The sequence below is a fragment of the Vibrio sp. 10N.261.52.A1 genome, from assembly GCF_002876325.1.
In the GTDB taxonomy this organism is placed as follows: domain Bacteria; phylum Pseudomonadota; class Gammaproteobacteria; order Enterobacterales; family Vibrionaceae; genus Vibrio; species Vibrio chagasii.
Genome location: NZ_MCYD01000624.1, coordinates 1 through 13,048, shown reverse-complemented (window position 1 = coordinate 13,048; position 13,048 = coordinate 1). Strand labels below are relative to the sequence as shown.

15 protein-coding genes are annotated in these 13,048 nt (G+C 44.2%); 8 read left to right on the top strand and 7 right to left on the bottom strand.

Annotated features, from left to right (window positions below; translation table 11 throughout):
• A partial coding sequence (locus tag BCT81_RS11295; RefSeq protein ID WP_133152605.1) for an SDR family NAD(P)-dependent oxidoreductase occupies positions 1-124 on the bottom strand: 124 nt, incomplete at its 3' end.
• 43 nt (positions 125-167) lie between these two features.
• The gene (locus tag BCT81_RS11290) at positions 168-1,082 is read right to left on the bottom strand and encodes a TIGR01777 family oxidoreductase (RefSeq protein ID WP_102424347.1); all 915 of its coding nucleotides are present in this window, start codon (positions 1,080-1,082) and stop codon (positions 168-170) included.
• A 304-nt stretch (positions 1,083-1,386) separates the two neighbouring features.
• Here BCT81_RS11290 and BCT81_RS11285 point away from each other — a divergent pair, with 304 nt between their 5' ends.
• The 5 genes from BCT81_RS11285 to yfcE are packed head-to-tail and all read left to right on the top strand — an operon-like array spanning position 1,387 to position 4,249.
• Entirely contained in the window at positions 1,387-2,121 is a 735-nt protein-coding gene (locus BCT81_RS11285; protein ID WP_061034175.1) for a DUF1538 domain-containing protein, read from the top strand.
• Positions 2,118-2,912: a DUF1538 domain-containing protein gene (locus tag BCT81_RS11280; protein WP_102424345.1), complete on the top strand. Its 795-nt coding sequence runs from the start codon at positions 2,118-2,120 to the stop codon at positions 2,910-2,912. The genes BCT81_RS11285 and BCT81_RS11280 overlap by 4 nt, the downstream gene beginning before the upstream one ends.
• Positions 2,902-3,252 carry a P-II family nitrogen regulator gene (locus BCT81_RS11275; RefSeq protein ID WP_102424343.1) on the top strand — a complete coding sequence of 117 codons (351 nt, stop codon included), beginning with the start codon at positions 2,902-2,904 and terminating at the stop codon, positions 3,250-3,252. The genes BCT81_RS11280 and BCT81_RS11275 overlap by 11 nt, the downstream gene beginning before the upstream one ends.
• Complete coding sequence (locus tag BCT81_RS11270) at positions 3,249-3,656, top strand: CBS domain-containing protein (protein ID WP_061034174.1); 408 nt, start codon at positions 3,249-3,251, stop codon at positions 3,654-3,656. Before BCT81_RS11275 ends, BCT81_RS11270 begins: the two co-directional genes overlap by 4 nt.
• 47 nt (positions 3,657-3,703) lie before the next feature.
• Positions 3,704-4,249 carry a phosphodiesterase gene (yfcE, locus tag BCT81_RS11265; RefSeq protein ID WP_102424341.1) on the top strand — a complete coding sequence of 182 codons (546 nt, stop codon included), beginning with the start codon at positions 3,704-3,706 and terminating at the stop codon, positions 4,247-4,249.
• A gap of 24 nt (positions 4,250-4,273) precedes the next feature.
• Here yfcE and BCT81_RS11260 read toward each other — a convergent pair whose 3' ends face one another.
• From BCT81_RS11260 to BCT81_RS11245, 4 genes are all read right to left on the bottom strand, one after another.
• Positions 4,274-4,585 carry a SelT/SelW/SelH family protein gene (locus BCT81_RS11260; protein ID WP_198596882.1) on the bottom strand — a complete coding sequence of 104 codons (312 nt, stop codon included), beginning with the start codon at positions 4,583-4,585 and terminating at the stop codon, positions 4,274-4,276.
• 17 nt (positions 4,586-4,602) lie between these two features.
• Positions 4,603-5,358 carry a sulfite exporter TauE/SafE family protein gene (locus tag BCT81_RS11255; protein ID WP_102424339.1) on the bottom strand — a complete coding sequence of 252 codons (756 nt, stop codon included), beginning with the start codon at positions 5,356-5,358 and terminating at the stop codon, positions 4,603-4,605.
• 109 nt (positions 5,359-5,467) lie between these two features.
• Complete coding sequence (locus BCT81_RS11250; protein WP_102424337.1) at positions 5,468-5,983, bottom strand: regulatory protein ToxS; 516 nt, start codon at positions 5,981-5,983, stop codon at positions 5,468-5,470.
• A 1-nt stretch (position 5,984) separates the two neighbouring features.
• The gene (locus tag BCT81_RS11245; protein ID WP_102424335.1) at positions 5,985-6,896 is read right to left on the bottom strand and encodes a transcriptional regulator; all 912 of its coding nucleotides are present in this window, start codon (positions 6,894-6,896) and stop codon (positions 5,985-5,987) included.
• 269 nt (positions 6,897-7,165) lie between these two features.
• On the opposite strand from BCT81_RS11245, the gene htpG reads away from it, so the two are divergent.
• The 3 genes from htpG (at position 7,166) to hemH (ending at position 11,342) form a co-directional block, all read left to right on the top strand.
• On the top strand, positions 7,166-9,070 hold the full coding sequence (htpG, locus tag BCT81_RS11240; RefSeq protein WP_008223802.1) for a molecular chaperone HtpG: 1,905 nt from the start codon (positions 7,166-7,168) through the stop codon (positions 9,068-9,070).
• Between the two features lie 388 nt (positions 9,071-9,458).
• The gene (gene adk / locus BCT81_RS11235; RefSeq protein WP_004737884.1) at positions 9,459-10,103 is read left to right on the top strand and encodes an adenylate kinase; all 645 of its coding nucleotides are present in this window, start codon (positions 9,459-9,461) and stop codon (positions 10,101-10,103) included.
• A 276-nt stretch (positions 10,104-10,379) separates the two neighbouring features.
• The gene (gene hemH / locus BCT81_RS11230) at positions 10,380-11,342 is read left to right on the top strand and encodes a ferrochelatase (RefSeq protein ID WP_008223805.1); all 963 of its coding nucleotides are present in this window, start codon (positions 10,380-10,382) and stop codon (positions 11,340-11,342) included.
• Positions 11,343-11,435: 93 nt separating this feature from the next.
• On the opposite strand, the gene BCT81_RS11225 is transcribed toward hemH, so the two are convergent.
• Positions 11,436-12,833, bottom strand: a complete 1,398-nt coding sequence (locus tag BCT81_RS11225; RefSeq protein ID WP_102424333.1) for a peptide MFS transporter — start codon at positions 12,831-12,833, stop codon at positions 11,436-11,438.
• Between the last annotated feature and the right edge of the window lie 215 nt (positions 12,834-13,048).

Here is a 13,048-nt window from a genome sequence, read left to right as displayed (position 1 = left end):
GACGTTGAACGTCTTGTGGGTCGCGGCAAGATGCGATGACATGAAAGCCGCGTTTGTGAAGTGCGTGAGCACAGGTGTAGCCAATGCCAGTTGAGCAACCAGTGATGAGAATCGACTTGTTCACACTTAATCCTTTGTAAGAGCTTCTTTGCTCTTAGAGTAAAGAATTAGTCTTGATGTTGTAACAAGTTTTTTAATGCAGGCTCGATTCTTGAGTAACTGAATATAAAGCCCATCTCAGTTAACTTCTTAGGCTTGGAACGAATGCTATCGAACAGTAGGCAGGACGACTCGCCCATTAGTAGCGACATCGCCCATTTGGGGGTGAATAAGAAATGTGGGCGACGCAATTGTTTCGCGAGGGTGCTACTGAACTGCTTGTTGGTCACAGGGTGCGGAGCGCACATGTTGAATTCACCTTGAGCGTGGGGGAGTGACAACAAGTGATTGATGGCTCTGACCATGTCGAGCATGTGAATCCAGGGCATGTACTGTTTACCTGACCCTAATGGACCACCAACACCAAGCTTGTAAGGCATCAGCATCTTTTTGAGTGCGCCACCGTTTTCACCCAAAACAATCCCTGTTCTTAATAGGATAACGCGAGTGTTCTCTGATTCGGCTCGTTTAGCAATTTCTTCCCAGTGAGCACAAACTTTATGAGGGAAGCTCTCATCTTCGACTTGCAGTGATTCATCAAATGGGTGTTGTTGCTGGTCGCCATAGTAGCCGACGGCAGATCCGCTGATAAAGACTTCAGGTGGTGTTGTGCTTGCTTGAATGAGTTCGACGATCTTCTCTGTGATCAGCCAGCGGCTGCTACAGATTCTCTCTTTTTGCTCATCACTCCAGCGTTTGTCCGCTATTGGTTCACCTGCGAGGTTAATCACCGCATCAAAATCGTTGAGGTCATTCAGCTCATCAAGGGATTGGATGTAATGAAGGTTGTTTTGGTTCAGGTGGCTTAGGCATTGTCTCGCTTTTTCAGGGTTTCGCGTGAGCAATGTGACGTCGTCAGTGTTCAAGCTCTTGATCAATTCAGAGCCAATAAATCCAGTACCACCAGTTAACAATATCTTCATACCAATCTCCTTATTAAACATAATTATAGACATGGCTTGTTTTTAGTCGCCAACCAATACGAAAAAATCACTATAACGATCAGTTGGTTTCAATCGTGTGATACCTAAATGGCCGCACCAACAATTGGTTAAACAGTGAAATTTAATTCATTAGTTTAGATATGTGTATCGTTATCACAGTTAAGAGATTTTACTCGCATATGTTACCAACTGCGTAATGTTTATCACATTAGCAATAATAAGGATTTGCCATGATTACTACGGATAGATAATCAAACGTAATTATTGGCTATAGGGAGTTGCGATGACGGCAGTGCTAGCTTTGTTTCGAGCTATGTTAGGTAGCCTTCGTGATCTATTGCCTATTGTTGCGGTGATCGCTTTTTTCCAGCTTGCTGTTTTGCAAGAGCCGCTTCCGCATCTGTTGTCTATTTTGGCGGGTTTAGTGCTGGTGGTCTTTGGGCTCACATTCTTTATCTTCGGGCTTGAAATGGGGCTGTTCCCGATTGGCGAATCTATGGCTCAAGCTTTTGCCCGCAAAGGAAGTGTGTTCTGGTTACTGACTTTTGCTTTTTGCCTGGGCTTTGGAACAACCATAGCGGAGCCTGCTTTAACTGCGGTGGCGGCAGAAGCAGCAGAAGTGGCAGCCGAGGGCGGTGTAATACCTAATTCTAATGATGAAATGGAAGAATACGCCGACGGCCTGCGTTTCACCGTTGCATTGTCAGTAGGTATCGCAATATTGCTTGGTGTACTTCGGATCCTAAAAGGTTGGCCAATCCAATACATGATAATCGGTGGTTACATCGGAGTGGTGGTGCTCACTGCTTTTGCACCCGAAAATATCATCGGGATCGCGTATGACTCTGGCGGCGTGACTACATCAACCATCACTGTTCCTTTGGTGACGGCATTAGGTGTAGGGTTGGCCTCGGCTATTAAAGGTCGTAATCCCATGATTGATGGCTTTGGGTTGATCGCGTTTGCTTCACTGTTGCCGATGATGTTTGTCATGGTCTATGGAATGGTGGTGACATGATCAGTGCTCAACAGTTTATCGACACCTTTCTCGGCACTGTGATGGATGTGATTCCGATTGCGGTGATCATCTTTGGTTTTCAATTAGCGGTGCTACGTAGGCCAGTCAACAACCTGCCCAAAGTCTTGATAGGGTTCTTTTACGTCATTCTTGGTTTGTCTCTTTTCTTGATGGGGCTAGAGCTTGCTTTATTTCCTTTAGGCGAAACCATGGCGATGCAATTGACGGAGCCGACTTTTCTTTCCGAATTTAAAATCAGTTCAGGCATAGCCCTGGCATGGTTTGATTATTACTGGGTTTATCTTTTTGCATTTTGTATCGGCTTTAGTACCACGATAGCTGAGCCTTCGTTAATAGCGGTTGCGATTAAAGCGAATCAAGTCTCTGGTGGCAGTATCAGTGTTAACGGGCTGAGGATTGCCGTGGCATTAGGCGTTGCAATCGGTATCTCGCTGGGCTGCTATCGGATTGTGGCTGGTGACCCTATTCATTATTACATCATTGTTGGTTACGTCGTTGTGGTGATCCAAACCTTTTATGCTCCCAAACTGATTGTGCCTTTGGCTTATGATTCGGGTGGTGTCACCACATCGACGGTGACGGTGCCATTGGTAACAGCGTTGGGTCTTGGACTTGCCTCTACCGTACCTGGGAGAAACCCGGTGATCGATGGCTTTGGGTTGATCGCTTTTGCTAGCTTATTTCCGATTATTTCAGTGATGGGCTATGCCCAGATAACACAATGGTTAAACCGTTTACACACCTCTAAGGAGAGTAAAGATGCGCTTTAAATTGATCTTAGCGTTTGTTGAAGAGAGTAAGACTGACATCGTGCTCGATGCGGCGCGTGATGCAGGCGCGACGGGGGCTACCGTGATCAATAATGCTAGAGGGCAAGGGCTAAACCAAAAACGTACCTTCTTTGGTTTGACGCTTGAGGTACAAAAAGATGTGCTGCTGTTTGTCGTTGAAGAGCACTTAGCACGACACATTTTAGAGACCATCGGCAAAGTTGGCGAGTTCGACCAAGAATCAGGGCAAGGAATAGCAGTACAAATCGATATTGAAGATGCGGTTGGGGTTGCACATCAAGTCGAGACATTAACTAAAGTTGTGGAGGATGAGCTATGAGTACCAGTGACAAAATCCGGGTTGGCGATGTAATGGCCAATACCTATGTGATTATTGATGGCTTAACCACAGTGTTAGCGGCTATAGAAATGGCGAAAAAGCACAAAGTAAAAGCGATCATCGTGGATAAGCGTCATGAAGATGATGAGTACGGGATTGTGTTGATGAACGACATTGCCAAAAAAGTCTTAGCCAAAAATCGCTCTCCTGAACGCACCAATATTTATGAAATCATGACTAAGCCCGCGTTAAGCGTGTCTGCCGAAATGAATGTGAAGTATTGTGCACGCTTGTTTGAACGCTTTGGTATTAGCCGCGCTCCTGTGGTCCGTGATAATAAGATTGTCGGTATGGTTAGTTACAATAATATTGTTATCAACGGTATGGTGAGAGATGACGTTTAGCCGTTAGGTACGTACAATAGGCCCATAAATTTTATGGAGAAGTACGTGTGAAATTATTTTTTGCTTCAGACCTACACGGTTCGCTACCAGCAACAGAAAAGGTATTAGAGCTATACCAAGCTTCGGGTGCCCAATATTTAATCCTACTGGGTGACATTCTGAATCATGGCCCTAGAAATCCGATTCCAGAGGGTTACAACCCGCCTGCTGTTGCAGACAAGCTGAACGAGTTCTCCCAAGAGATCATTGCTGTCCGTGGTAACTGCGACAGCGAAGTCGATCAGATGTTGCTCTCTTTCCCAATGATGATGGATTACTCATGGGTGTTACTAGAATCAGGCCAACGTATCTTCTTAACTCACGGTCACCTATATAACACAACGAAACGACCAGCACTGAAAGCGGGTGATATCATTGCTCATGGCCATACCCATATCCCAGTTGCTGAGTACCAAGATGACATCTTCATTTTTAACCCTAGCTCGGTGACGTTCCCACGGGAAGGGCATGCAGCAAGCTATGGTATCTACGAGAATGGTACCTTCAAAGTGATCAGCCTTGACGGCGATGTACTGGTTAGCGGCCAGCTTTAAATCATAGAACTCGCCGTCATGGGTTTATTTTGAATCCACGTGTCCGAGGTCTCTGTCTGGAGCAATGATGTTTCTCACTCTTTGCTTCAGAACTTTCGCTTCAGGAAAGCCGCCGTCCGCTTTTCTTTCCCATATCTGTATCCCATTGCAAAAGATCTCAAATCGTCCACCGGTATCTGGGTGTAAACTGACTTGTTCAATCTCTTCGCTGAAGGTATGAAGCAGCTCCTGACACAACCAACTTGAGCGAAGCATCCAATTACATTGACGGCAGTAGTGCATCGCTATTGTTGCTTTTGCCACGGTAGGGTTGTTTTGATCTAACTCTGTATTCATAGATAACCTTGATAATTCTAAAGTAATAGTTTGATGCCGACGGCAAACGTCAATATTTCGAAAGCCGTTTTGACGAGTTGATTACTCGAGCGGTTTGCCAGAACAGCGCCTAAGCTCCCACCAATGAATGAACTCAGCAGTAATATGGGTAACCATACCCAGTATATTGGTGCACCCGCTTGAACAATGGCAATACCACCGATGCCATTCCAGAACAAACCGACACATATCATGGTTAATGCGACGGCTTGTTTATAAGTAAAACCAAACCAACGAACCAGAAATAGGGTAACTAACAGACCGGACCCTGCTGTGAGCGAACCGTTAATTATACCAATGAGTGCAAGCCCAATCCCGCCAACTATCCAGCCTTTCATATCTCGGTTTTTAAGTTGTTCTTCTTGCCCCAGCTGTTTCTTTAAGCGTGAGTAAACGCCCAGGGCTAAGATCATTGCGCCAAGCAGTTTTTGTGCAATGGCATCTGGGATCATGAGTACGATATTCGCGCCAACGACCACTCCGATGCTGCCGACGATAATCAGGTAGATACAAATTCTCCAGCTTAACGTGCCACCCTTGATATGGGTATATGCGGCGCCTAAGCCGAGAGCGACGCTAGCGACTTTGTGGGTAGCCAGTGCAACTGAAAAGGGTAGCCCTAGAAAGATGAGTAGTGGGAACTGTAGAAGCCCAGCACCGCCACCTGATAAGGAGGCAAGTGTGTTGGCGGTTAATGAGCCAAAGAATAAGGCGAGTGAGTTTATCCAATCCATAGAGTTTTTATCTTGAGTTTAAGATAACAAAAAGGGGCTTCATGCCCCTTGTTAGGTTTATCGTTGAATGGTATTCATCCATCGATATGTCGTAAATAGCTATCCAATGTTAGTTTGAAAACAATACGGTAGAACCGTGATTTAAGCTAGTCAGTAGCAGTGCTTTCGGGTTAACAATATCGATGCGACGACTTTGCTCTGCATCCATCTTGATTACTTGAGTAATAAGCTCTAGTTGCTCTTGAGAGAAGTCTTGGCGCTGAGCCGATGTTACATCTTTAAACTCAGTTGGCGAAACCAGTAGGTAGTTGTCGTTGATATCCCACTGACCCGTCTCTGAAATGTTGATTACGTTAGCTGGTGCGGTTTGTGTGCCGTATAGCCTAACCACCGACATTCTCAGATAAGTGCCGTTCGGTAGATACTTAGCATTTGATGACAGCTCAACTCTACGCAGTGGGCCGATTGAATCCGCTTGCTTGGTATCACTGATCAGCGTCACCATTTTTGATTGCCACTCATGTGAGGTAAGTAGGCGCTCTACTTTTGCGTCACTACCCCAATACAACCAACCACTTAGAAAAGCAGAAAGAACCAGTAAGATAATAGATACTTTTAATTTCATGTTACTGGCCACCTTTACAAATGTCGTCTACATCCGACTGGTTTGCATAAATTCTTAGAGTAATGTTTTCGCTAGAGTATTCTTGCGGGTGAATGTAGTTGAGGGCTAGGTTGTTGGTTTGCCCACCTGTCGCAATCACTTCGGTTGGTTTCAGTATGCCAGTGTGATTAGTGTTGTAGCTTAGTACACACTTCTCAATAGCAGGCAGCCAGCTCGTAAGGTCTGGATGATTAATTGGTGACTGAACTTTCACACCATCAACCTCTGCTAATGTTCGGAATTCAGATTCCGCTGGATTAGTAAAGGTGAGCACCATAATTGGCATCATGACTGCGGCAAACAGCAAACCAAGGATTAACCACTTGTTACTGTTCTTTGTGTCTGTAGCTGGTGGTACTTGCTGCGGCTCAACGGAAACGGTGGTTTCTTGAACTTTAGATACAGGCTCTGGCAGGCGAGTATCAGAAACAACGTCTTCCGCCACAGATGCCGTTGCAAACGTTAAGCTTGGTTCTACGTCATTTTCGGCAATTTCAACTGCAGCAGGTTGGTCGTTTGATGAAAGTGGCGCTGAGCGTTCAACGGTTGCGATAAATTGATAACCGCGTTTAGGCACAGTCTTAACGAACTCTGGAGATTTTGTTGAATCTTTCAGCATTTTACGTAGTGTTGAAACGGCTTGAGTTAGGCTTGAGTCATCAACCTCAAAACCTTGATCACGCCAAACATATTCATGTAATTCATTACGAGTGATAACTTCATTGGGTCTTTCCGACAGCATCAGGAGAATGCGGCTTTCATTACTGCCAAGGCGTACGACTTCGCCGTCGCTCATTTGGTCAACAAGTGAGTTGCTGTTTGGATCGAATACGAACCGCTGCGCGAGAATAAACTTTGTGCCGATATTGCTCATTGAATTCTTCTACTTTGGGTTATTTTGAGTGCGAAATAGACAAATCTGAGGTGAAATTTATTCAAATCTTCACCAAATCATGACTTCTTTTATGTTCTTTTATATTTATGAGGCTCAAGGATAATAAAAACAGATCAAAAAAACAGTGTTTTTATGATTTTTGACCTTGAATTTACAATTGTCATCCTCATGTTAATGAACATCAGAGCGGTATTACGTATCCCGCCCCTGTAGTTTTCAACATAAAGTATAGATGTTTTGGAGTAAAAATGAGCGAAACAGCAACGCAAAATAAAGAGACTCGTGGCTTTCAATCTGAAGTAAAACAACTACTTCATCTAATGATTCACTCACTGTATTCAAATAAAGAAATCTTTCTACGTGAGCTGATCTCTAACGCATCTGACGCGGCTGACAAGCTTCGTTTTCAAGCACTATCAAACGGCGAACTTTATCAAGGCGACGCAGACCTCGGTGTAAAACTGTCATTTAACGCTGAGGCAAATACGTTAACGATTTCTGATAACGGTATCGGCATGAGCCGTGACAACGTTATTGAACATTTAGGTACCATTGCTAAATCAGGTACAGCAGACTTTTTCTCAAAGCTATCTGAAGACCAAAGCAAAGACTCTCAATTGATTGGTCAATTTGGTGTTGGTTTCTACTCAGCATTCATCGTTGCTGATGCGGTAACGGTTCGCACACGTGCCGCAGGTCTTGCAAGCAATGAAGCCGTGCAATGGCACTCTGCAGGTGAAGGCGATTACACAATCGAAGACATCACTAAAGAGTCTCGTGGTACTGACATCATTCTTCATATGCGTGAAGACGGTAAAGAGTTCTTAAATGAATGGCGTCTGCGCGAAGTGATTGGTAAATATTCTGATCACATTGGTATCCCTGTTTCTATCTTAACTGCGGTTAAAGATGACGAAGGTAAAGACACCGAAGAGAAACATTGGGAACAGATTAATAAAGCTCAAGCGCTTTGGACTCGTAACAAGTCAGACATTGAGAAAGAAGAGTACCAAGAGTTTTACAAACATGTATCTCACGACTTTGCTGATCCACTAACGTGGAGCCACAACAAGGTTGAAGGTAAGAACGATTACACAAGCCTGCTTTACATCCCAGCAAAAGCACCTTGGGATATGATGAACCGTGACCACAAGAGCGGCTTGAAACTTTATGTACAGCGTGTATTCATCATGGATGACGCAGAGCAGTTCATGCCATCTTACATGCGTTTCGTACGCGGTCTGATTGACTCAAACGATCTACCACTGAACGTATCGCGTGAAATCCTTCAAGATAACAAGGTTACTCAGTCTCTTCGTGGTGCATGTACTAAGCGTGTACTTACAATGCTTGAGCGCATGGCGAAAAATGACAACGAAAAGTACCTAGAATTCTGGAAAGAGTTTGGCCTTGTAATGAAAGAAGGCCCAGCGGAAGACATGGCAAACAAAGAGAAGATCGCAGGTCTTCTTCGTTTCGCGTCTACAGAAGTTGATTCTGCAGACCAGACAATCAGCCTAGCATCTTACGTTGAGCGTATGAAGGAAGGCCAAGATAAGATTTACTACCTAACAGCAGATAGCTACGCAGCAGCTAAAAACAGCCCGCATTTGGAGCAGTTTAAAGCAAAAGGTATTGAAGTGGTGCTGATGTACGATCGCATCGATGAGTACGTAATGAACTACTTAACCGATTTCGACGGCAAACAGTTCCAATCGATCACAAAGGCTGGCTTAGATCTAAGCAAGTTTGAAGGCGAAGAAGAGAAAGAGAAGCAAAAAGAGACTGAAGAAGAGTTTAAGTCTGTTGTTGACCGCACTCAATCTTACCTAGGTGATCGTGTTAAAGAAGTCCGTACTACGTTCAAACTAGCAACCACACCTGCTGTTGTTGTCACTGACGATTTCGAAATGGGTACGCAAATGGCGAAGCTTCTTGAAGCGGCAGGCCAAGCTGCACCTGAAGTTAAGTACATCTTTGAAATTAACCCAGAGCACGCACTTGTGAAACAAATGGCTGATGAAGCCGATGAGCAAGCGTTCGGCCGTTGGGTTGAGCTACTACTTGGTCAAGCGATGCTGGCTGAAAAAGGCTCTATGGAAGATCCGTCACAATTCTTGGGTGCAATCAACGAGCTACTAACAAAGCGTTAGTCTTTCGACTTTGGGCTAAACCACGAATTGTAATTAAAAGCTCGCAAATGCGGGCTTTTTTAATGAACGTCGTTGAAAGTGTGTTAAACGTGGTCGACGTCACCGTTATCGTCACAACAAAATGAGGCGATGCATTCTTTAGTCGTAAATTCAGCCAAATTGAATATTAATGTGATAGAATGCTCGACCTAATCAGCTGGATTAGGATCCAATTCATTCCAGCTGTATGATTTTTAAACGTTATACCGAAACTTACCGTTTTGCTTCTACTTCGCTGTTTTGCTTAACCTCAACGGTTACTTAACGCTTTCTGTTTATCTAACCGATGAACTAGGAAGGTTAGATAGTGAGCTTCGGTATAAATCATAATTTTATAAGAGGATTAAACATGCGCATCATTCTTCTAGGTGCTCCTGGCGCGGGTAAAGGCACTCAAGCTAACTTCATCATGAACAAATTTGGTATCCCTCAAATTTCAACTGGTGACATGCTACGTGCTGCTATCAAAGCGGGTACTGAGCTTGGTAAGCAAGCAAAATCAGTAATCGACGCTGGTCAGCTAGTTTCTGATGAAATTATCCTTGGTCTTATCAAAGAGCGTATCGCTCAAGATGACTGTGAGAAAGGTTTCCTACTAGATGGTTTCCCACGCACAATCCCACAAGCTGATGGCCTAAAAGAAATGGGTATCGCTGTAGATTACGTTGTTGAATTCGACGTAGCTGACGATGTGATTGTTGAGCGTATGGCTGGTCGTCGTGCTCACCTTCCTTCAGGCCGTACATACCACACTGTGTACAACCCACCAAAAGAAGAAGGTAAAGATGACGTAACTGGCGAAGAGCTAGTTGTACGTGATGACGACAAAGAAGAAACAGTTCGTGCTCGTCTAGGCGTGTACCACGAGCAAACAGCTCCGCTAATCTCTTACTACGGTAAAGAAGCTGAAGCTGGTAACACTCAGTACCTTAAGTTTGACGGTACTAAGCAAGTTGCTGAAGTTAGTGCAGAACTTGAGAAAGCACTAGCATAATTGGCTAACAGCCAGTTTTAGAATTTGATATATTGGAAGCGACCTTAAAGGTCGCTTTTTTTGTCTCAATTTTTAGTACGATACCAATCTAAGATAATTAGGGGCCTTCAATTCAACGCACATTTGCTTTGAAAAGTTCGCTCATAATCGAAAGTTGATGTTGGTTATATGTCACGCCAAATGATTATCTCAACATTTAGCGACAAGCAATGATCTTAAACTTCAGCAGATTAGTATATTACTCTCTACAAAATTACATATTGGTCTCAGGTATCTATGGAAAATAATAAAAAGCAGGGCGTTTTACTGGTGAACTTAGGTACGCCAGATTCTGCGACCCCAGCTGGCGTTCGTCGATTTTTGAGTGAATTTTTGCACGATAAGCGAGTCGTTAATCTAACACGCTGGCTATGGTGCCCGATATTGCACGGAGTGATTTTACCGATTCGTTCACCTAAAGTAGCCAAGCTTTATCAGTCGGTTTGGATGGACGACGGCTCACCGCTTCTTGTGTATTCACAAAGACAAGCAGAGAAGCTACAGAAGAAGTTAGAGATGCCTGTCGCGCTGGGTATGACTTATGGTAATCCAAGCCTGAAAACGGGCGTTGAGCAACTGATGGAGCAGGGCGTTGAAGAGATCATCGTACTGCCTCTGTATCCTCAGTATTCAGGCACTACCACAGCTGCGGTTTCTGATGGTTTAACCAAAGCCTTTAAACAGATGCCTGTTATTCCTAGTTACCGCTTTATCCGTGATTACTACGCACACCCTAGTTACACCAAAGCACTGGCTGAGAGTGTTCGTAGCCACTGGGAGAAAAATGGCCGAGCGGATCATCTGGTTTGCTCTTTCCATGGTATTCCGAAGCGATTGGCAGATGAAGGGGATATCTACCCTCAACACTGTGAAGCGACAACTAAGCTGCTAGCCGAGGAGCTTGGTTTATCTGCAGACGATATCACCATGACTTACCAGTCTCGATTTGGTCGAGAAGAGTGGTTAAAGCCATATACCGATGAGACGCTTGAATCATTGCCAAGCAAAGGGATCAAGAAGATCGATATCATGGCTCCTGCTTTCTCGGTGGACTGTTTAGAAACGCTGGAAGAGATTTCAGATCAGTGTAAGGAAACCTTCATTGACGCTGGTGGTTCTGAGTTTAGCTATATCATGTGTCTTAACGACAGAGATTCGCATATCGACATGATGGCTGAATTAGTAGAGATTCACCGATAACACTAGCTATATAAATACTAAAAGGGCTGCTCATTAAGCAGCCCTTTTTTGAATGTGTTCTAACGTCTTTTAGACATCGAATGATATTAGCTATTAAGCAATAGAAGTTTTTGCAGTGCGCTCTTCTTTTGGTTCAGACTCTAGCGTCATGTTGCTCTCTACGCCGTGCATCCATGACACAAGCTTACCAGCACAAAGAAGCAGTAAGATGCCGCTGATTGTTGCTGTGATCGCAATACCACTGAAGATTGCCATCGCGCCTAGCTCACCTACATGAGACCCCACAAGGCCAGCTACGTAGTTTGCAATAGCGTTGAAACCAAACCATGCCCCCATCATTAGTGATGCTAAACGTAGTGGTGCCAGCTTAGTCACTAACGACAGACCGATAGGAGATAGGCAAAGCTCACCAAGTGTGTGGAAGAAGAATGCACCTACTAACCACAGCATAGAGGTTTTAACTGTAAGGTCACCACCTTGCTCCATTACCGCGCCCATCATGCAGACGAAGCCAAGCGCTAAGAAGAACAGAGCCAACGCAAATTTAACCGGTGAGTTCGGTTCACGCTTACCTAATTTCACCCAAAATGCAGCAATGATTGGTGCAAGTGTAATGATGAAGAATGGGTTTAGAGATTGGAACCACGCAGCCGGAACTTCAAAATCACCAATCATACGGTCTGTATATTGTTGAGTGTAGATGTTCATTAGGCCGCCAGCTTGTTCAAAGCCCGCCCAGAAAATAATCACGAACAGACCCATGATCAGAATAACTTTTAGTCGATCGAACTCTTCTTTCGTTAGCGGTGCTTTCTCTTTCGACTTACTCAGAGCTTTTGCGCGTGCAGCTGCTGGAACCGAACCGATATTACCTAGCCATGATTGAGCCATGGTCATTTGCATGATTAAGCTAATAACCATACCGATACCAGCCGCTAGGAAACCTGCTTTCCAGCCATACGACTCAGCCGCAGCACCAGAGATAAGACCACCTAATAGTGCACCTAAGTTGATTCCCATGTAGAAAATAGTAAATGCGCCATCACGACGGTTATCACCTTCTTGGTAAAGGTCACCAACCATCGTTGAGATGTTTGGCTTAAACATACCGTTACCACTGATAAGCAGCGCTAAACCTAGGTATAGTGCACTTACTTGGTCTAGGCCCATAAAGCCGTTTGGTAGAGCTAGTGTAAACTGGCCAAGTGCCATTAACACGCCACCAATAAGAATCGACTTACGTTGCCCTAGGTAGTTGTCGGCAATCCAACCACCGATCAAAGGCGTGATGTAAACCAAACCTGTGTAGATACCGTAAAGGTCAAGCGCGTCTTTTGTCGACCAGCCTAATCCGCCGTTAATCGTTGTGTCTGTTAAGAACAAAACAAGAATCGCACGCATAGCGTAGTAGGAGAAACGTTCCCATAGCTCTGTGCTGAAAAGTAGAAATAGGCCTCTAGGGTGGCCAAAGATGTTGTGATTGCTTGGCATAAGTTTTACTAATTTTAGTTATTAAAAGATTTTATAGTCACTTATGTATACAGAGTGCGATAAACATCTGCAATAGATGTATTTTATGGTAACGATAATCTACATTTTGTAAGTTAATGAAAATTAGGTGTTTTGTTGTCAATGTCGCCCTTAAAATGCGTGCTGCAAACTAATTTTTCAGATTTGAGCTGGTTGTTAAATGATCTTATTGAAAG